At 39.6% G+C, this 20,340-nt stretch carries 18 protein-coding genes; 9 read left to right on the top strand and 9 right to left on the bottom strand.

Annotation, left to right across the window (positions count from 1 at the left end; all coding sequences use genetic code 11):
- Window positions 1-236: 236 nt before the first annotated feature.
- The gene (locus JQC92_RS02730; protein ID WP_204998212.1) at window positions 237-1,583 is read left to right on the top strand and encodes an outer membrane protein transport protein; all 1,347 of its coding nucleotides are present in this window, start codon (window positions 237-239) and stop codon (window positions 1,581-1,583) included.
- 54 nt (window positions 1,584-1,637) lie between these two features.
- Here the strand turns inward: JQC92_RS02730 and pyrE are convergent, their stop codons facing one another.
- From pyrE to JQC92_RS02715, 3 genes are all read right to left on the bottom strand, one after another.
- A complete protein-coding gene (pyrE, locus tag JQC92_RS02725) occupies window positions 1,638-2,279 on the bottom strand; it encodes an orotate phosphoribosyltransferase (protein ID WP_204998211.1) in 642 nt (213 codons plus the stop codon).
- A gap of 77 nt (window positions 2,280-2,356) precedes the next feature.
- Window positions 2,357-3,070: a ribonuclease PH gene (rph, locus tag JQC92_RS02720; RefSeq protein ID WP_204998210.1), complete on the bottom strand. Its 714-nt coding sequence runs from the start codon at window positions 3,068-3,070 to the stop codon at window positions 2,357-2,359.
- 246 nt (window positions 3,071-3,316) lie between these two features.
- The gene (locus tag JQC92_RS02715; RefSeq protein WP_204998209.1) at window positions 3,317-4,597 is read right to left on the bottom strand and encodes a hypothetical protein; all 1,281 of its coding nucleotides are present in this window, start codon (window positions 4,595-4,597) and stop codon (window positions 3,317-3,319) included.
- Between the two features lie 161 nt (window positions 4,598-4,758).
- Here JQC92_RS02715 and JQC92_RS02710 point away from each other — a divergent pair, with 161 nt between their 5' ends.
- A complete protein-coding gene (locus JQC92_RS02710) occupies window positions 4,759-5,622 on the top strand; it encodes a YicC/YloC family endoribonuclease (protein ID WP_204998239.1) in 864 nt (287 codons plus the stop codon).
- A 190-nt stretch (window positions 5,623-5,812) separates the two neighbouring features.
- Entirely contained in the window at window positions 5,813-7,054 is a 1,242-nt protein-coding gene (locus JQC92_RS02705) for a tyrosine-type recombinase/integrase (RefSeq protein ID WP_338049484.1), read from the top strand.
- A gap of 200 nt (window positions 7,055-7,254) precedes the next feature.
- Here JQC92_RS02705 and JQC92_RS02700 read toward each other — a convergent pair whose 3' ends face one another.
- Window positions 7,255-7,881 (bottom strand): LexA family protein, encoded by a 627-nt coding sequence (locus JQC92_RS02700; protein ID WP_204998208.1) that lies wholly within the window; start codon window positions 7,879-7,881, stop codon window positions 7,255-7,257.
- Between the two features lie 146 nt (window positions 7,882-8,027).
- Between JQC92_RS02700 and JQC92_RS02695 the strand changes: the two genes are divergently transcribed.
- The 6 genes from JQC92_RS02695 to JQC92_RS02670 all read left to right on the top strand — a co-directional run bounded on the left by JQC92_RS02695 (window position 8,028) and on the right by JQC92_RS02670 (window position 11,634).
- On the top strand, window positions 8,028-8,879 hold the full coding sequence (locus tag JQC92_RS02695; RefSeq protein ID WP_204998207.1) for a hypothetical protein: 852 nt from the start codon (window positions 8,028-8,030) through the stop codon (window positions 8,877-8,879).
- A complete protein-coding gene (locus JQC92_RS02690; protein ID WP_204998206.1) occupies window positions 8,869-9,450 on the top strand; it encodes a DUF6475 domain-containing protein in 582 nt (193 codons plus the stop codon). Before JQC92_RS02695 ends, JQC92_RS02690 begins: the two co-directional genes overlap by 11 nt.
- 31 nt (window positions 9,451-9,481) lie before the next feature.
- Window positions 9,482-9,778 (top strand): flagellar transcriptional regulator FlhD, encoded by a 297-nt coding sequence (locus JQC92_RS02685; protein ID WP_204998205.1) that lies wholly within the window; start codon window positions 9,482-9,484, stop codon window positions 9,776-9,778.
- A complete protein-coding gene (locus JQC92_RS02680) occupies window positions 9,775-10,275 on the top strand; it encodes a FlhC family transcriptional regulator (RefSeq protein WP_204998204.1) in 501 nt (166 codons plus the stop codon). Before JQC92_RS02685 ends, JQC92_RS02680 begins: the two co-directional genes overlap by 4 nt.
- Before the next feature lie 188 nt (window positions 10,276-10,463).
- Window positions 10,464-10,994, top strand: coding sequence for a plasmid mobilization protein (locus tag JQC92_RS02675; protein WP_204998203.1), 531 nt, complete (start codon window positions 10,464-10,466; stop codon window positions 10,992-10,994).
- Window positions 10,975-11,634, top strand: coding sequence for a relaxase/mobilization nuclease domain-containing protein (locus JQC92_RS02670; RefSeq protein WP_204998202.1), 660 nt, complete (start codon window positions 10,975-10,977; stop codon window positions 11,632-11,634). Before JQC92_RS02675 ends, JQC92_RS02670 begins: the two co-directional genes overlap by 20 nt.
- 1 nt (window position 11,635) lies before the next feature.
- Here the strand turns inward: JQC92_RS02670 and JQC92_RS02665 are convergent, their stop codons facing one another.
- The 5 genes from JQC92_RS02665 to JQC92_RS02645 form a co-directional block, all read right to left on the bottom strand.
- Window positions 11,636-12,076, bottom strand: a complete 441-nt coding sequence (locus JQC92_RS02665; protein ID WP_204998201.1) for a hypothetical protein — start codon at window positions 12,074-12,076, stop codon at window positions 11,636-11,638.
- A 79-nt stretch (window positions 12,077-12,155) separates the two neighbouring features.
- Window positions 12,156-13,595 (bottom strand): esterase/lipase family protein, encoded by a 1,440-nt coding sequence (locus tag JQC92_RS02660; RefSeq protein ID WP_204998200.1) that lies wholly within the window; start codon window positions 13,593-13,595, stop codon window positions 12,156-12,158.
- 123 nt (window positions 13,596-13,718) lie between these two features.
- Window positions 13,719-14,600 (bottom strand): transglutaminase-like domain-containing protein, encoded by an 882-nt coding sequence (locus JQC92_RS02655; RefSeq protein ID WP_204998199.1) that lies wholly within the window; start codon window positions 14,598-14,600, stop codon window positions 13,719-13,721.
- Entirely contained in the window at window positions 14,575-15,324 is a 750-nt protein-coding gene (locus tag JQC92_RS02650; RefSeq protein WP_204998198.1) for a hypothetical protein, read from the bottom strand. The genes JQC92_RS02655 and JQC92_RS02650 overlap by 26 nt, the downstream gene beginning before the upstream one ends.
- A 41-nt stretch (window positions 15,325-15,365) precedes the next feature.
- The gene (locus tag JQC92_RS02645; RefSeq protein WP_204998197.1) at window positions 15,366-20,333 is read right to left on the bottom strand and encodes a golvesin C-terminal-like domain-containing protein; all 4,968 of its coding nucleotides are present in this window, start codon (window positions 20,331-20,333) and stop codon (window positions 15,366-15,368) included.
- Window positions 20,334-20,340 lie beyond the last annotated feature (7 nt).

Raw genomic sequence — 20,340 nt, 5'->3', positions numbered from 1 at the left:
AGTGAATACTGAGTTTCTGCTTAACATCAAATAAAACCAACAATCAGAACATCATACGAATTAGTCAAGTGTTTAGAATAATAAACTTGAACAAAGTCACATTAACTATTGCAATGCGCATTTTGGTAAGTAAACTCCGCACTGCTAATTGAATGTTTACTCTATCTTGTCGTTGTAATTTCAGCTTTTGTTGAAATGTATTACACAGCAAGTAGTAGCAAAATAGAGAATAAAAAATGAAAAAACGTATTTTAAGTGTTGCTATTGCAGCTCTTTGTGCTTCAACAGCTCAAGTTCAAGCAGCGGGTTTCCAACTTGCTGAATATTCTGCCACAGGAATGGGGCGCGCCTTCGCAGGTGAAGCCGCGATTGCTGACAACGCTTCAGCACAAGGTCGTAACCCAGCTCTTTTAACCGAGCTTAAAGGCCGACAAATTTCTACCGGCGCTATTTATGTCATGCCTAATGTCGACGTTCCTGGTAGCGTGACAATTGACTCTGCACTTCTTCCAGTTCCAATTACGCTTCCAGCTGGTGCGACTGACGTTGCAGATAACGCTGCTGTACCTAACTTTTACTATTCAAACCAACTGAATGACCAATTAACTTGGGGCATCGCACTTAACTCTAATTACGGTTTAGCTACGGAAGTTAGTGAGACTCATGCTTCAGCTTTATTTGGTCAACACACTTCAATTAAAACCGTTGAGTTCACCCCTAATATTGCATACAAGCTGAATGAGCAACTTTCTATTGGCGGTGGTGTACGTATCGTTTATGGCGAAGGCGAGCTTAACGCCTCTATGCCTGCTTGGATTGAACCTATTAAAGCGGGATTGCCTCCAGAAGTTGCAGCTCGTCTCCCTTCAGCTGGCACAAGCCTAAAATCACTAAAAGGTGATGATGTAGCGTTTGGTTGGCAACTTGGCACCACCTACCAACTGAATGACAATAACCGCATCGGCTTAGCTTATCATTCTGGTGTTAAATTCGATTTAGATGGCACAGCTTCTGGCGCTCTTTATCGTAATGCTCAAGGTGAACTGACTAAATTTGATGGCCAGTTACCACTAGAGATTCCTGCTTTTGCAGAGTTTTCTACGTTTCACCAATTAACCGATAAGCTCGCTCTTCACACCAGCATTAATTGGACGCAATGGAGTGTATTTAAAGAACTCGTTGCTCACTTCCCAAATGAAAAACCAGCAAGTGTTGTTGGTGATACCGATCTAGTTAAAGTTGAAAACTTTAAAAATAACCTGCGTTATGCCATCGGTGGTACTTACCAAATTAACAACCAATGGGTTGCTCGTGCTGGTGTTGCACTGGATAAAACCGCTGTAAGGAATGAATACCGTACAACCACAATTCCTGATTCTGATCGGTTATGGTACTCAGTGGGTGCAGGATATCAAGCAAGCAAAGATCTAACATTAGACTTCAGTGCCACTTACATTAAAGCCCATGGTGATGCACCAATTAATGAAGAGCAAGACATTGCAGGCTTAGCAACGGTTCACTTTAACGGTAATGCAGAAGGCGATGTATTACTTTTAGGTGTACAGGCAAGCTACAAGTTCTAAAGTCGAACTCAATAACATCCGCTCTAAAGATATTTAGAGCGGTTTTTTCATTAATCAGATCCCGTATTGTTCACGATAAGCTGACACTGCTGCAAGCTCAGTTTCCATCTCTGGTTTCTGTTCAAGATAAATCAGTAAATCACCCAAGGTCACAATAGAGATAACACCACAGTCAAAATCACGCTCAACTTCTTGTATTGCTGATAATTCCGCCTTGCCTTTTTCTTGTCTGTCTAACGCAATCAATACACCAGCTAATTCCGCATTATTGGCTTGAATAATTTCCATCGACTCACGAATGGCCGTGCCCGCTGTAATAACGTCATCCACCAGCATCACTTTTCCTTGAAGCTCACTTCCTACCAGCGAACCACCTTCACCGTGATCTTTTTTCTCTTTGCGGTTGAAGCAATACGGCGCATCAATATCATGATGTTCAGCTAACGCTATGGTTGTAGTCGTTGCGATAGGAATGCCTTTATAAGCTGGACCAAAAACTAAATCATAGTCGATACCTGAATCAACAAGCGCTGCGGCATAAAAACGCCCAAGCTTTGCCAAATCGCGCCCGGTGTTAAATAAGCCTGCATTGAAAAAATATGGACTTGTGCGACCTGACTTCAAGGTAAACTCACCAAAACGTAATACATTACGTTCAAGCGCAAATTCGATAAATTCTTTTTGATAGGCTTTCATTAATTCATCCTATTTTATTGTGTAAGGTAGTGGGTTTAGCATAGAAAAAACGCCCTCTATGGGGCGTTTTTTTCAAATCAATTCAATGCAGCTTTCTGCGCATCAACAATTTCTCTTATACTGTTTTTCGCAAGGCTTAACATTTCAAGTAGCTCTTCATGACTGAACGGTTCGCCTTCAGCGGTACCTTGTACTTCAATCATTTTACCTGTTTCTGTCATTACTACATTCATATCGGTTTCAGCTTCGCTGTCTTCCAGATATTCAAGATCACTGATTGGCTCGCCTTTATAAATACCAACACTCACTGCGGCAATTAAAAACTTAAGTGGGTTAGTTTTAATCACACCTTTACTGCGAGCGTGATTTAACGCATCAACTAATGCTACACATGCACCAGTGATCGAAGCCGTGCGAGTACCACCATCCGCTTGAATCACGTCACAATCAATCACAATGGTGTTTTCGCCCAGTGCTTTCATATCAACACACGCACGTAAGCTGCGACCGATTAAGCGTTGAATTTCTTGTGTACGTCCTGACTGTTTACCACGAGCCGCTTCACGATCCATTCTTGAATGCGTCGAACGTGGAAGCATACCGTATTCAGCCGTTACCCAGCCTTGACCTTGACCTTTAAGGAAACGAGGTACGCCTTCAGTGAAACTTGCGGTACATAATACTTTCGTTTCACCAAACTCAACTAATACAGAACCTTCTGCATGAGCGGTAAAGTTACGTGTAATAGTAATTGGTCGAGCTTGCGCTGGAGTACGATTGCTTGGACGCATGGTATTTTCCTTTTGAAAAGGCTTACAAAAATTTGTGCGCTATTATAGCCAAATCAATATGAAATGGCACACTCAGTAGGAATTAAAAACAATTAACGCAACATGAGCTAATGATGGTAAAGAGATCCTACTGCCCAAGTCATTGAGCGAAGCAAAATACGATTTCAATCAAAATACTAAATATTGACTTAGTAATATACGATATAACGTTAAAACTAAGTCAATATGAAAGGTTACCGTCTAAAATTAACTGACTTTGGTGCCATCCTCGTAAGCTAACACCCACTCACTTTCACCTTCCTCATTTACCACTTTTTGCGCATGGGCTTTGTAGGCCAACTCCAACAAATGTGGTGAAGTTGGTTTGGCAACGCCGCGGACAATGTCATTCATAATCGCACTGACATAAGCGTCCTTACCATGAAAGGTCACTTCGTACGCTTTCATGTATTTATCCAAATAGCTTTGACTGATGTCTTTGAGTTTCTCAATGTGTTGCTCACCTTTTGCTAATTCAGAAGCTGAAGCAACACCGTCTTCTTTTAACAGCCTTAAAAAACGATAAGGATGCGCAGCTACGCCCGAATTAATCACCAGTGCCGCTAAAATTGGAGCTGGAATTACCGCTTTTCTGAACCATTCAGAGAACCGTTTATGATCATAGATCATTGATACTGATGATTCTCTTATCGCCCAATCATCAGCCGCTTCTTTCAACGCTTTATTCACAAAATAATTTTGAGCGAGTTTTTCAATGAAATTCCATATCGCAAAGAAAACACTGTTTAAAATCCCGACAATGGTTCCTGTCATCCCTACAGCATCAGCTGCCGCTTTTAATCCAACCACAGTCCCTTGAATGAGCGCATCACGAGCACCACTCGTTGCGGCCGCAACCGAATGTCGAGCAAGTGCATTGGCGATAACAGACGGATGCCCATTCAATAAATCAACATCGTAGCCACTCCATAGCTGCGAAATTAAATTAAATGTTTCGACAATGGCTCTTCGACCTGCCTCGTAAATCATGCAAGCCGATTTTACATAATGCCAACCAGGAATTTGCCCTATCAATTGGCTGATTGACTGGGTAACAACCTGAGTTAAAACTGTAGGTGACAACGCCCGAAGTTTGTTTGCAATTGCAGAGCTAAAACGACTAAAATAAGAAACCAACTTTTCAATTAATTGCACACAAAAATCTGAAATCATCCGATCTATTTTATGCGCATAATCCATAGCATCAACACAGCCAGCCGTTAACATTTGCCCTGCTGAAGTGGTACTAGCGATCTTTCCTGAAACTGCAGACAGATCTTCCAGCACAGCGGTTTTTCCAAACATGCCTAGTAATGCTGAATTTAACACTGACGAAGGTTTTGGTGAGTCAGCCATCTCTAACTTTGAAAGAAAGTAAAGTACACCTTGTCTTGCATCGGCCATTTCAGCGAGCTGAACTCGGCGAGCATCAGGCGTAATATCGCCAAATAGAGTATTCTGAGCTTTATCTAACATATTTCCAGGCATAGCGATTCTCACCTCTAAATCAATATCTAATCAACATGTTCGCAATACGTACTAATAATTAAGACCAATAAAGCGACAATTTCAGTTCAATTTTGAACAGAAAAAAACAAATTAATCTTTGCTATACTGGCGTCAATTTGATGAATACAAAAGGTTTCAACATGATCCAAAGTATGACGGCTTATGCTCGCATCGAGCACAAAGCAGACTGGGGCAATGCCTCGTGGGAAATCCGTTCTGTTAATCAGCGCTACTTAGAGACTTATCTGCGCCTTCCTGAGCATTTTCGTAGCTTAGAGCCCGTACTGAGAGATCGCCTTCGCAAACGTCTAAACCGCGGCAAAGTTGAAGTGAATTTGCGTTATGAGCTTTCTGATTCAAGCGCTAACGAAATATCATTAAACCAAGAATTAGCTTCACAGCTTATTGATACCGCTAATCAGCTCAAACAGCAAGCCGGTCAAGGCGAATTAGATTTAGTTGAATTAATGAAGTGGCCAGGTTTACTTACCACCAATGAGCAAGACATGAATGCCATCGCCAAAGAACTACTAACCGTTTTTGATGGCGCTATTGATCAATTTATTGAATCACGCTCACGCGAAGGTGAAGCCATAAAAGCGATGTTAGAAACTCGTCTGGTTTCAATCGAAGAGCAAGTGAAAATCGTGCGTGAACACATGCCGCAAGTCATGCAATGGCAACGCGACAAATTGCAGTCTCGTTTAGACGAAATTCAAGGGGAGCTCGATCCTGCGCGTATTGAGCAAGAAATGGTATTGCTGGCTCAAAAACAAGACGTCGCCGAAGAAATGGACCGACTTGATGCCCACATCGCTGAAACCCGTCGCATCCTCAAAAAAGGTGGCGCACAAGGCCGTCGTTTAGACTTTATGATGCAAGAATTTAACCGTGAATCAAACACGCTTGCTTCAAAATCCATCAGCTCAGAAGTCACTTCTGCAGCGGTTGAAATGAAGGTGCTTATAGAACAAATGCGCGAGCAGATCCAAAACGTCGAATAATTTTCCCACGCATTTCCAACAAACACAAAACATATAAAAGTCGCGATGTTAGCGGCTTTTATCTTTTCTAGTTCTTTCTATTTCTTTCCCATAATTTCAAAATAGTGGTGACAGAAATGGTGACAGAATTAATTTGAAACCTAAAAAAATGCCAGATAAAGTAAATCTGTCACCAATCTTAGAGGGTTTCATGATGCCGCTCAAATTTAACGACAAACAAATCAAAGCCTTACTTAAAAAAGGCAATACTGGACGATTTGCTATTGGTAACGGATTATATTTTAGGATCAGCAATGAGGGTTCTGGATTTTGGGTTTTACGCTATACCATCAACAAAAAACGCCGTGAGATGATCATAGGGAAATACGGTAACCAAGAGGGTGAGTTATCACTGGCTAAGGCAGCAGTTGAAGCCATCAAAATTAAGGCTAAAATAGCTGAAGGTATCGACCCAATCGCAGAAAAAAACCGCCCATCACAAGTAAAAATTGCTACCGTTAATGACCTCGCAGAAGACTGGCTCAGAAATGATATCGAAAAACGAGTAAAACACCCTCAAATTCCCAGAAGGATTTACACGAAAGATCTGGCTCCAACCATTGGCGAACTTGGTTTAAAACGGGTCACTCCCCTAGATATTAGAATGACTATAGAAGCCATAACCCAGAGCAATAGGCCAACCATTGCTAACGATGCACTAATGTACTGCAAGCAAATATTTCGCCATGGTATTCGACTCAATTTATTACAGCACAATCCAGCAGAAGCTTTTAGCGTCCGTCATGCAGGCGGCGTAGAACAAAGCCGAAGCCGGACTCTCACAATCGCAGAAATACAAGTTGCTCTCAGAATATTTAGAGAAAACAATACTCAGTTTACCAGAGAGAACTATCTAGCGGTTTCACTACTCATCATTCTCGGAGTAAGAAAAGGCGAACTTATCGCAGCGGAATGGAAAGAATTCGATTTTGAAAAAAAGATATGGCACATCCCTCAAGAACGTTGCAAAAACGGATCAGCTATTAGTGTTCCCTTACCTGAACTATGCATTGAGTGGCTTAAAGAACTTCAATTTCGCTGTTGTGGTTCTAACTTTGTATTCCCTTCTCGCCGTGAAAGCAAAAAACGAGGCTACATTAGTGATGATACGCTGAATCATGCACTTGCAAATCTTTTTGGACAAAAGATTCGTCCAGGAAGACCTAGACAGAATAAACTAGGTGAAGCTGGCATTGAGCACTTCACCGTTCATGATCTTCGCCGCACCTGCCGTTCACTGCTGTCACAAGTTGGCACTTCAGGCGAGGTTGCAGAGCGGTGCCTAAATCACAAACTCAAAGGTGTTGCTGCGATTTATGATCGTTACGATTATTTGGAAGAAAGGCGAGAAGCACATCAGAAGGTGGTAGATAATATAGAAAAATATTTATAACCCACGACTCTTTCATTTATGAGAACAACGTATTAGTGTAAGATTCATCTGCAATATACAAACAAATTACTTAGTTGGGAGCTTACAGATTATTTTATTCTTATTTTCATCCGTAGCATATATTAAACATGGAAGAGCTGTATTTCGTCTTAGAAATCAACTAAAAACATAGTTCAACAAGCTAATGCATCACAGAATTTTCACCCAAATTCGACTAATGCCAACTTTACTTTACCGATAATTTCACAATCTCCATCTAATGGGATCAAAGGATAAAGTAGGTTGTATGAACGTAAGAATGCTTTGTTACCATCAATAACATACTGCTTAAATGTGGCTTCGCTACTTTTAGGTAAGCAGGCAACAACGAGGTCTTCACTTTGCCATTCTGTTGTAGTATCTACAAAAATAATGGAGCCATCAGGTACGGTTTTACTACCTGTACCTTCCATGCTGTCGCCTTTAACTCGCAATGCGAATCCTTCTCTTAAGGTGTTGGTAGGAATTAACCGCCACTCTTCAACACCTGACTGTTTAAGGTTGTCTTTTATCTGATTCCACTCTTTTGCTTGATGCCAGTTGATCAACGGCACCTTTGTCATTTGACTTACTCCCTTAACCTCACCTTGGTAGATCTCACCCACACCAGATGATAACCACTCAGGATTTACACCCAGTTCTTGGCAAACAGTCACAAGACATCGAGAGTTCTGGGTTTGGCCAGTACACATTCGACTAATAGTTTGTTGCTTTACTCCAGTGCGTCTTGCCAATTCAGATTGACTCCAACCTGATTGTTTTAAAACGTACTCTAGTCTTTCAGGCATAGTATTCATCAGATGAGAGTACAAAAATAAATGCGTAACGACAATGTTTGCTATTGACACATCGGTATAAAAGAGTAGTTTCTACACATATCTCGCATTTTCTGTGTAAATCACACGGTTTCAAAATTATCTTGAGGAGCAAGTTAATGCGCGAATTTGGAAAAATATCCTGTCGATTTTGGTCAAGACCAGAAATACAAGATTGGAGTTTACACGCTAGACTCATGGCATTGTATTTATTAAGCTCTGAGCATTGTAATTTAATCGGCTGCTTTCGGTTACCTTTAGGTTATATCAAGTCGGATTTAAATTTCACCGACAAATGCGTTTCACAAGCACTTGAGCAACTTACTCAATCTAATTTTATTGTTTGGTGTCATAAAACCCGCTGGTTATTGATCTCTAACTATTTAAAATTTAACCCTATTGAGAATCCCAACCAAGGTAAAGCAGCGTTTTACTTACTCAAAGATATACCTGAAGGCTTTATTGCCAGAAGTGCTATCGCTGAAAGGCTTTATCATTACAAGGATAAATTACCAGCTGAATTCCTCTCTTATTACTCCAACCAATTCCGTTCAATTCCAATAAACAGTAACCAAACAGTGTCTAGTGACAAGCAACCTATACAAGCAACGCCAACATCTGATTTCGATAGCTTCTGGCAACTGCAAATTCGCAAAGAGAAAAAAGCTAAGGCACAGCAAGAATGGAACAAACTTACGTTACATATTGATACCAAGCTTGCTCAAACGGTGATTGATAAGTGGATTGAGCAAAAGCAGTCTCGGACTCAATATCGTGATCCTCTCAAAACACCACTGCCACACAACTGGTTAGCTAATCGACAGTGGGAGGATGAATATATCCGAACCACCATAACTAACCGCCACGTACAAGCCCAACCGAATAAACAGGAACAACTGGAATCTGAAAATAATAAGGAAGCTGATAACTGGGCGCATTCGATCTCGGAGAAAATTATCAATGACCGCTAATGATAAAACTGAGTTTGCCAAAGTATGGGCTACCGTAGCCAATCTTTATGGTAAGAACCTCAGCGCACAGCTGCTCACTTTAACTTTTGAAGTGTTAAAACCCTACAGCCTTAAACAAATTAAGTCAGGGCTGTCTACCCATATTCGTTCAACCCACAGCGGGGCTTTTTTCCCAAAACCTGCCGACATCATTCAGTACATAAGCGGTAATGCTGAACAAAAAGCAGAGCATGCATGGAGCGATGTTGTCACAGCGATTCGAAGAACCGGTGCATGGGGAAGACCACAGTTTAAAGACCCATTAATAGGCAAGATACTCAGTAGATTTGGTGACTGGAAGCAGCTTTGCCATACTCATCAAACACAGCTTGAAAGCAAGAAAAGAAGCTTCATTCAGCACTACACTTTTCTGTCTGAAAACTTACCTGAATCTATTGAAAGTAAAGTTGTAGACGGCTTAATCAATAGCCAACTTAATGGTCAATCGGTTCAAACCAAGCACATACCGTTAAGTAACGGCAACGACCACCTAGTACAAATCAAACAATCGACTTCCGAAACCAAGCACTAACTTCGGTATGAATCTTTAATTGGGAGGCGTTATGGATACCATAAATTTATCGCAGATTAATTTACTGTATTTAATGAGCATAAAAGAAATGGTGACTCAGGATATTCAACTAGCTCAAATCAGAACGGGGTTATCTACAGAATTATTAAATGCGGTTCTAGATTGCAGTATCTACCAGCTTCAAGAATTAGCCGACTCGGGGCAACTAGTTATTTCTTTGCGAGGCAGTGAACAACAACTTATCCGATTTTTAGAACACAGAAGCGGCCGTATCCCTCATATTGGTTATTTGTTATCTTTACTTCACAGCAATGAACAAAGCGCATGAGTACTTTAGATAAAAGCCGCAAAACCGTTAGAGCAGCTGAATTGCTCGAACTTGGTTTACGCACCAGCATTGTTGCCCAAGAAACTGGACTGACTGCTGAGGCTGTCAGGCAGATACATAGAGAAGTGAATAAAGCCTCACCAAAGTCAGGTCAACTACCAGACTTTGAAAGCTTATTAAAAACTAAATGCGCTCAGATTGAAGCCGTACTTTTATTTGCTATCTATTCAAAGCTGATTCAAAACAACCACAACAAAATAGATCTACAGCAATTACAAAAAGCCTACTGTTTTTATCAAGAGTTAAGGAGCGAGTTAAAGCTGACAAACACAAGCTGGAAGAATTTTACAATCAATGAAGCGTGGGTTTTGATCAGAGCTTTTGTAACCCAGCAAGTTTCGCAATCTTGGTGCCAATGCGGAGGTTGCTCATTACAATTAAGGGATAGACAGAAAATTAAATGCCCTTTCTGTGGCCAGAAGCAAACAGACGCTTAAACTCGTGATCATCTTTTAATGACTAGTGCAGGATTCGCAAACTGATGGCAAACCCCGTAGGTTTTGCTGGCATTTTACGGGAATGCAATACTGCCCGTGTTTTACTCTAACTTATAACAATCAAAACTATTCAACCTCACTTCTATCTGTAGTAATTTGATAGTTAAATTCTAACTTAGGGAGTGGTTATGGCTAGAATTGAAATACTGCTCAGTGATGAAGAAAAGTCCAATCTCAGGCATTACTGTGATACTAAAGGGATCACGGCTTCAAGCATGGTTCGAACCTTAATAAACCAATCCTCACCCGATACAGCTATCACTTCTGATTTTCGAGAAGTTAAAACTAATAAAATCACAGTCAGACTTTCTGCAAATAACCTGCATGCAATAGCCGCCAGAGCCAAAATAGAAGGCTATGTTTCCCAAACCAACTGGGCAACGGCCTGCATACTTTCTCAGCTTTATAAACAACCCGTATTAAACGACACAGAAACCAATGTGCTACGTCAATCCAACCGTCAGTTAGCGGCAATTGGCCGTAACCTAAATCAAATAGCCAGAGTGTTGAATATCGAGTTTCGAGAAAGCGACAAAATCACTAAAGACATGATTGAAATGTTGGAAAATAAAATCGATCAGCACAAACAAAAGGTCAACGACTTACTCAATAAAAACTGTCAGCGTTGGAGTATTACTGATGCCCCATTTACAGCATGATCAAATCTCAGGGCTGTTATCAGGTGATGTTAGATACAAAGCCAACCACATTAAATCACTTTCTCGCTACCGTAAAAAGCCACCCGAAGTCATGGTCAAGATAAGCGGCCATTGCTACTCAAGCACACACACTCAAAGCCACTTTGACTACATCAGCCGTAACGGTAAATTAGAAGTCGAAGATGAACTTGGTGAAGTCTACCAAGACAAAACTTCTATCCAGCAACTCGCACAAGATTGGGAAGAACCAGTAACCTCCACCAAGCGCCGAACTCGCCACAGCACCCACCTTGTTCTTTCTATGCCCGATGGCATCGAACCCAAAGCTGTAAAACAAGCCGTTCGTGCTTTTGCTAAAAAGACCTTTGCAGACAATTATCAATATGTGTTTGCTTTGCATACTGACACTGATAGCCCGCATGTTCATTTAACCATTAAAAACTTAGGGTTTGATGGTAAAAGATTGCATGTAAAGAAAGGATTGCCGCAAGTTTGGCGAGAACAGTTTGCTTGTGAGTTGGAAAGATTGGGTGTAGCTGCTGAGGCTACACCACTAAATGGTCAATCTTTAGTTTCGTCAACAATTCTAAGAAAAGCATCAGCACCAGACAAATTAAGAGGCGCTGAAAACACTATTTAACTTAAAATTTGTAACCAATGGAGACCATAACAGCAGGTTCAGATTTTGTCTTTCCTACTTTACCGAAAGAGCCGCTTTCATCTTCTCTTCTCATTCCACCACTGACACCGAACTGCCACCCTCCATCTTTAAAGCCTTTCGGGTAAAACTCATAAGCCAAAACCGCAAATCCATCCTCGCTAGTGAGCACCTCACTTCCAACATTCACTCCGAGTGAGTGCTTATCATCACTGAAAACGTATTGGTATCCCAAAGCTCCACCAACTAATCCCAGAGAACCAAAAAATACGTGATTTTGGTTTTGATAATTATATCGGACACCTAGCACGCCACCATATTGATACCCTGCACCTAATGAAAAACTTGTATCAGTAGAAGTTTCACTCGCATTCGTAAGTGGGAAATATAATAGAGTACACACTAGTGCTATAACTTTTTTCATCTTAGCTCTCGATTTTTAAAATGATTATTCTTTTTATAGCCCTCTTTTAAAAGAGGGCGTGTAGTTTTTTGAACTAATTTTAGAATTGATAGGTATCAAGCCATTGCCTGATTTTCAATCTTTTCGGATAAGGGAAATCCATATGTGCTTCATTTGAAGATGGATAACTTGCAACTTCTGTGAAATTACTTTCGCTTCCCGCAAGTGCTGAAGTTGTAGATACAAATGAATGCCTCTGACCAACAGTTACATAAGGTGTTATCGGGTGAGGTTGTTGTTTAATCAAGTTTGAAAGTTCTTGATAAAAATCACTGTAACCACCCGCTACATTATCAACACTAGGAACAGTATTCACTTTAAAATATTTGCTCCCACCATTGTACCACTTTCTATGTAATTTGAAGTGGGTGGTTAATTTAGAGTGAGGATAACCCTGTGTTTTACTTTTTGCACCGTTAGTCAATGCTAGTGTCGGAATTGTATCAACATGTCCAACACTCCTTAGCTGAGATAGCAAAGTAGAACGTTCACTTTTATTAATCGTAAAAATAAGCTCTTTGAAGGTCTTCGTATTTAACTTACTTTTAACCCCTTTTAACTTTCTGCGAGCATCTCTACAGTCTGAACTTAATCCGCAAATGCGGCTATCTACTTTATCTAACAATCTATTGGTATTATCAAGTATAGATTTAGGGAAGTTCGCTCCAAGGTGAGGTGCGTCAAAAGAAATAAAAGTAGCAACATCATTAAGTTGCCCCTTATTTTCAAGATCTGCAAGAGCATATCGAGCAACAACTCCTCCCATAGATAAACCGATAAATGAAGTTGAAGAGATACCGCTTTGCTCATTTATTTTTTCTAATAAGCGCTGGACACCCTTAGCATTAAAAACTACGCCATTGTCTTGGTTTCGATAACGATACAAAATAACATCATAACCAGCACTTCTAAGGCTATTTGCCAAATCACCTGCATTAATTGCATTATAAAATTGACTAGAAGAATAAGTACTTCCTTTAATATCAATAATATAAGGCTGAACAACTACAACAGGTTTATCTAGAACATTATCATAACTTTTAAAAATATCAGCAGTTCCATAGGTGTAAGCAGGATACTCAGTCCATTGTCGGCAAGTTCTTCTGTTTATAGCTTGCGTTCCAACCGATTGCGAATTCGAAATACTGCCACTGGTATCAGATGCTGCTTTTGATGAAAATGTCTGCTTTATCGGCTCAACAGCTCTAGGTAATTCTCCATCCCACCACTCACAGTGACGCCTCGTTTCTTTAGAGTAAATTGACCAGGTATTTCCATAAGATGATGAACTAGCAGCCTTACTATCTCTTAATAAAGAAAATTTATTCGATTTGGTATGTAAATCGCTTTCAGGTTCTGGAAACATACTAATGCTGTGATTTGAATTGATTTCTAAACCATATTCATCGACTAAAGGCTCAGCATATGTACAAGTAGAAGAGAGTAACCCCAATAACAGTAAACTTTTATGAAACTTCATTCTTAATCCTTTTTATATTTTATAAGTGCATCATGCACTTGGCGTGGGATTATCATGAGTATGTATCAAAATGTAAATAAATTAACATAAATTAAACATCAAACCGTTTAGATTTTGTACAATTCAAAACATTTTAATAACTAGACCATCATCGCTTTTAAATCTTTTTTTGCCCGATGAGAGTGAATCAGATATATAACTCATAGAAATATAGGAATAATCGTCTCTTTCAAAATGTTGTAATTGAGAATCCATAACCCTCCATACACCATCGACCTCAACTTCAACCCAATTGTGGTAATCTGCTGCTTGAGTAACTTGATTTCCTTCGTAAACATATCCAGCGACCAGTCTTGTAGGTATATTATGTCCTCGAAGTAATGATGCTAGAAGGTACATATATTCCGTACAATCCCCTTTTGATTTCTCCAAAGCATACAAAGCACCAAAAGTTCTGGGCATATAACAGGCATAGTTTAAATGCTTCGATACCCAGCGGTAAGCATTCAGCTTTATTTGATAATCATCTTCTGCATTGGTTTCTTTAAGAGGTCTAATAAATTCTTTTCTTAAGAATGGCATATATTTACTAGGCGAAATTAAACTTTTATCTTCAATATCTAAGTCTACTTTTTTATATGGAATAGGCTCTAATTGAGCCTTTATCGTCACTAACTTTGTTTCAAAAGGAACCAAAGTATCGAATTTAATTTTATAAAAACTATTACCAAGCTCATCTCTAACGATATCGCCATTGATATTTGATTGTGTACCAACAACTTTATGCCTCGCAGATGCAGTCATTGGAACAGAAAATGTAGCAACTTTATTTTTTAAAAGTTTCCCAGAAACATTTTTAACCTCAAACCTGAAAGTGATATCTCGGATGGATAGCTTGCTTTGATTGGCATTTGAATTTTCGAAACGTTCAAGTAATACAGACTCTTTACAAGCAATTAAAATTAAGAGTAAAAAAATACTACAAAGTTTGACTACACTGGTCATGCAATTCCTTTTGTTTTTTGGCTGCGATAATTATTCCTTGTTCCGCCATATAATCTTTTAGCGTTTTCTTACCACCTTTTAAGCGAAATATAGCTGAACTAGCTTTGGGTGAGATTTTATGACTCGGTATGAATAGCTCATCATCAATAATGGCAAATCGATCGAATGTGTCAATATGTTTGAGCATATTCAGCGTGAATTCTAGATCTTTTTTATTCTCAATGTAGATCCACTTGCCAGATTTAGACTCTGTAACAAACTCAGCAGGAAGAATCTCGTTAATTGTTAACCTAACTGGCTCCCCTCTTTGAAAACGCCAAAGATTAACACCACCGTAAAATATTTTGACGGATGAGCTCAAAAACGCCCTTATGCTGTTGAGTTCTTTTTCAATAGATGCGTAATTCTTTCCATTACCAAGTAAGATAATATTCTGATTACGCAAATACTTCTTAAGCTTCAACGAATGAACTGGTAGCTTTAATGTTCCAGCTACAAAATCATCACTACTAGTTACATCAATAATAAGAGCGTTTTTAGGGATTTCTTCTAGTGAAAAAACATAATGCTCTTTTTGTCTTAACTGTGTTTTTTTTAATAAAGTTTCTAAATCGTAGTTATAGGTATAATTTTTTTCATTGCTTGCGTAACATTGAAGTGAACTAAAATCATCACTACTTGGACTATTTGCTAAGGCACTAATGCCATAACAGCCTAGTGCCACTGAGGATATATACCTGATTATGTTATTCCAGTACTTTGACATCAATCTATTCTCGTAATTCTTATTGAATCAGCAATAACATTTCCCTGACCTTTATTCTTTATAACTACTCTTAACTCACCACTGTTTAGATGATATTCACCGAGTTCTTTCCATTCTGTACCATTACTCCTCTGAGAAAAGCTTTTACTTCCAAGCCTATCTTTATTAGAAATAACTCTATACTCTGCACTTGATGTCTGTTCGACTCCAGAAGTCCAACGAGCCTCTATACGATATTTGCCAGCTAAAGGTATAAGTGTGAACCATTGCGCTCCAGCGTTATAGTCGCTCGATTCATGATAGTCTTTCCCCATAAAGCCTGATGAGGTGTTATTTATGATCCAGCTACCACTTCCGACTTTAAATTGCTCCTGAATGTTATCTAGCACAAGACTTGGTTCAGCGAGTTTTTTGATTCTAATTGCATCAGCAACAATACAGCCATTTGCATTTTCATTAGAAAGATTAATTAAAAGTTGACCTTTATCTGCTTCAATCACACCTAAATGCTGCCAGCTTCGACCATTTTTTTGTTGATCAACTAACAATTCTGAAGTAACCACCTCACCATTTTTCATATGCGAGATAGAATATTTGGCATTTGTAGCTCTATTAGGGCGTGTGATCCATTTACTCATCACCTCATAGTATCCAGACTCTGGTAATTCAACCTGCCAGTCTGCTGTAGTAGCCTCTGCCCCACACCCTAATAGGTAATTTAAACCTTCATGCCCAATCCCCACATTTGTCGATTGCCAGTTTCCAGACGAGCTGAACCCAATATTTAAATTATCGACAATAGAATCATTACCAACCAACACTTCTACTCTTTCAAATTCAATAGCATCGATTGCAGCAATACCACCTGCATTAGCAATAGCTCGTAATGTATAGTTCCCACTACTAAGCCACAAGCGATTAATGTTTACCCAACGAGGGTTAGAAACATTAGTCATCAGCCCTAAATTAATTTCTTCCTGAGTGTTACTCAAATAAAGTGATACAGTTTCATTATCAAAACTAGGTAATGCAAAGGAATTAATTTTGTACCACCCTGAACTCTCAATATTTACATTCCAGGTCAGACTCGCTTGCCCTTCTGATAGTTCAATTGAATGTACTGAGCCACCTATTGCATCATCAACAGCTAAGACTTCCCAGTTTCCATTTACCGTAAACACATCTTCATTGTTGACTCTAATCGCAGATGGCTGTTTAACAGTAATTGAATATGGAGAAAGAACAACGACTTCATTTAAATCATCTTGTATTTTGGCCAATAACTGATAGGAACCATCATTTAACTCAGTTGTATCCCATTTATAGATCGACGCTTCAGAATCTTGCGTCTCAACTAAGCCCGATACAATTTGTTGTTGAGGTACATCAATAGGAGTAAGCCTTACTTTATCTGCTGCAATAAAGCGATTAGGATAACCTTCTTTCCATTGCGTCACTTTAAAATTACCGGATGACAATTCATATTCACCTAGTGAATTCCATCCAGCGACAGGCTCTTCGAGCTGATAACTGTTCGAGGTTGTTTGGCTGGAATCACTACTCTCGAATTGATAAGCAACTTTTCTAGCATAAACGGATGTTGTTTGCGGCCAATAAACTTGTACTTCATATTTACCCGCCAAAGCTACTGGTATTTCCCATGACGCAATAGCAATACCATCATTAGCAGTGAATTCATAATAACTGTCGCCAGTTTCATCATTCACTACGACTTGCCATGCATCGCCGAAAGCATAAAATCCAGTATCTTGGCTATCAACAACTAGTCCATCTTCTGGACGAATATAATAAAGCGAGATTAAAGCTTCACTATCTGGATCATTTGCACTCCATGCTAAATCTAATGAGTCTCCAGAAGCTATCACATTGTTCTTATTCGGTAATACCCAAACAAAAGAAGGTGCCTCATCAATCCCCTTATCATTTACAAAGAACTTCGAAGGAGTGCTCCAATCACTACTGATCCCGGCATTATCAATTACCCTCACTCTCCAATGTACCCATGAATTGTCCGGCAATTCATTAGCTACTTGGAACTCTGGTTGAGTCTTGTTTACTCTATCCAATAAATGGATTAATGCTCCATCTGAAAATAATTCAAACTCATAAGTTTCAATTGGTCGATCGCTGTTTAATACAGGATGAACTGATAATAGTGGCAAGTTTGTTTGTACCCATGAACCATCACCTGGATTGTTTACTACAGGAGCAATAGGAGCCGTTAACTGTAAGTCGATAGTAAATGTACCAATTGTTGGCTCACTATACGCCCCCATGCTGTCTTGAGCCCTAACACGCCAATAATATTTCTGAGTATCTTTCAGCTCGTCTACTATCCAAATTACTTGTGAATTTTCTTCAAAAATCACACCAGTTCTTTTAGTGTCAGAGTCAAAGCTTGAAACAACGTCGAGCTCAAAATGATAACTAATATCTTGTTGTTCAGGGTCAACGGCTTTTGATACTGCAATATCAACCGTTTGATGACCGATTACAGCATCATTTAAAGGTGAAATAATTGATGGTGCAGATGGTGCATTATTTGACACATAGACAACAAACCAAAAGTTATCACTGGTCGTTTCTAGTCCATCACTGTCTATAACTGAAACTTGCCAAAAGTAAGTCGAACCCTCTTCAAGCCTTTCAGTTACTCGCCAATCCGTTACCCCTGAACTATTTGGTAGCAAAGAACCAGACTCAGCAATCAAAACCTCATGACTTTCGTCAGCAAAAATTCGGAACTTATATGTCAGCTCGTCACCATCTGGATCACCCGAGTTAATGACACTCAAAACTGGCAAAACATCATCAACTTCTTTACCGAGCATGGGATTGTTAAGTGATGGCTTTGTAGGAGCCTCGTCTACTCTGTTAATGAAAAACTCAGCATTACTCCAAGGACTATAAAGCGTTTCATTGTAACTTCTAGCTCTCCAGTAATAAGTTGCGTTCTCCAACAAACTGCTTGGTACTAACCAACTTGTCTGGCTGATTGACTCTTGAACGGTATTAGATTCAGCCACAAGTTGAGTAAACTGACTATCGGCATAAATCTCAAAGTAATAAGTTAACGGATTACTTCCAAGGTTAACTGAGTTTTCCACAACCAACCTAATTTCATCTTCTATCACTTCGCTATTGTTTGGTTCAACGATAGCTGGCGCTATTGGTCCATCCTGCATCGTTGGATTCGTGCCTTGTTCGAATTCTTCTCTATCCGTAATTCCATCGCCATCAAAATCACCGCTACCATCACGCTCTAGAGTGCCAAAGTGCTCTAGTTCCCAAGCATCATCTAACCCATCACCATCTGTATCGTGCTCAGGGTTAACTTGTAACATAACTTCTTGACTGGTAAACAAAGTGCCATCACTGGCAGAAACAGTAATTGGATAAAAACCAGCTTGTCCCTTCGCAATAATCCAATTAAACCTTGCTAACCCTGGCTCAATATTAGTAACAGCAGCTCCTACTGGCATCGGCTGAATGTTAAAAGAGATAGGATCATTGTTTGGATCGGTTGCCCGAATCAAAAAGCCAATTTGTTGCCCTTCTGCACTTGTCCAATCGGGGATAAATTGCATAACAGGCGCCCCAGGAAGCTGAACAGCATCAATAAAACTGAAGACATAATGACCGCTTGAATCAGCATCAAATAAATGAATCTTGTATTCCCAGCGTTTCTCATCTTTTAAATAATGTTTACTCTGCCATACGTTGGAATCATTTATCAGCTTACCATCACTTCTGAGCGCTTGGTTTAAAACCCTTTCGCCTTGGAAAGGATCATCTAGTACAACATAAAAAGCACCAACTTCAGGGATAAGATCTAAATTTCTGGTGTAGCCAGTACCTGTTAAACTCGCTTCATTACTTAAATTAATGACGGATGTATCGACGCTATCTGACTCATAAACCATCATCCCATCAATCGAATTTACTAAAAAATCGTTAACGGTATCTCTACCTGGCAAGTCAACTAATACATCTCTGAGTAATAAGTGAGTATTAACAGATTCAATTAAAGACGTCAGTGAGCCACCTAATTCATCGGCATGGGAAAAGCTTGCATCAAATTCAGTAAAACGACCACTTAATGTGGTTTCCATAATCCAACGCCCAGTTTTACTTTCTTGGCTAGGAATCGAACCAAAATTTAATAATAAGGAGTTGGTAACTGGCTCATTACCTACATAAGAATCCGTGATTCTAAAATCGATCGCTAAGCCTTGGTTATTCTCTACAATTTTTGGCTGTGCCGATTGAATCTTCACTTCATTTGCTGCAGCTTGGCCATTGTTGCTTATACGAACACCAAGAGTAAAAGGTACAATAGGCTCTATTTCTGTAGTTAAAGGATCATCAGCATAAACATCGCTAGGCAAAAAATAGTCTAGGGTTAAATTAGGTAAAGGACGAACAAAAATCTCGTCTGGAGCAACTTCGATTGTTTCATCAAGGTTATTCAGCGTATAAGATAACTTAGCACCGACATAATACAATGTTCCGGTAGGGATATCGCCAGCAGAACCAGGTGCAGGAATGATCAGCCATTTTACAGTAGCGCTAGAACTAGGAGCTAACTCCCCCGTTCCAGAAACATTCTCAATGCCTTCCATACTCGCAATACGGATAAAAAAGCTGGCGTTTGGGTGGTTAGGGTCATTACTCGCAATAACAGGCTCACCGTCTGGATCGGTAAATTCAACTTCAACGCTTATATTGGTTAATGCATCATCTTCAAGGGCATTATTAATTTTCATAATGGCCTCAAAACCTTGACGCTCTAGGGTCAACTCTTGGGGTATTTCAATCTTTACAACAGCGCATATGGGGTCATCTTCGCCAAACGCCGAGGACTGGAAAGTTATAAGTAATGCTAATACAAAAAAGCTCGCTTTTAAGCGCTCTAGAAAATGAGCTTTAAACCTTCCCTTAGCCATATTGTTA

It is taken from the genome of Parashewanella hymeniacidonis, assembly GCF_016900895.1.
Lineage (GTDB): Bacteria > Pseudomonadota > Gammaproteobacteria > Enterobacterales > Shewanellaceae > Parashewanella > Parashewanella hymeniacidonis.
Note: the sequence above shows the minus strand (reverse complement) of the source record. Positions and strands in the feature narration are given on the sequence as shown.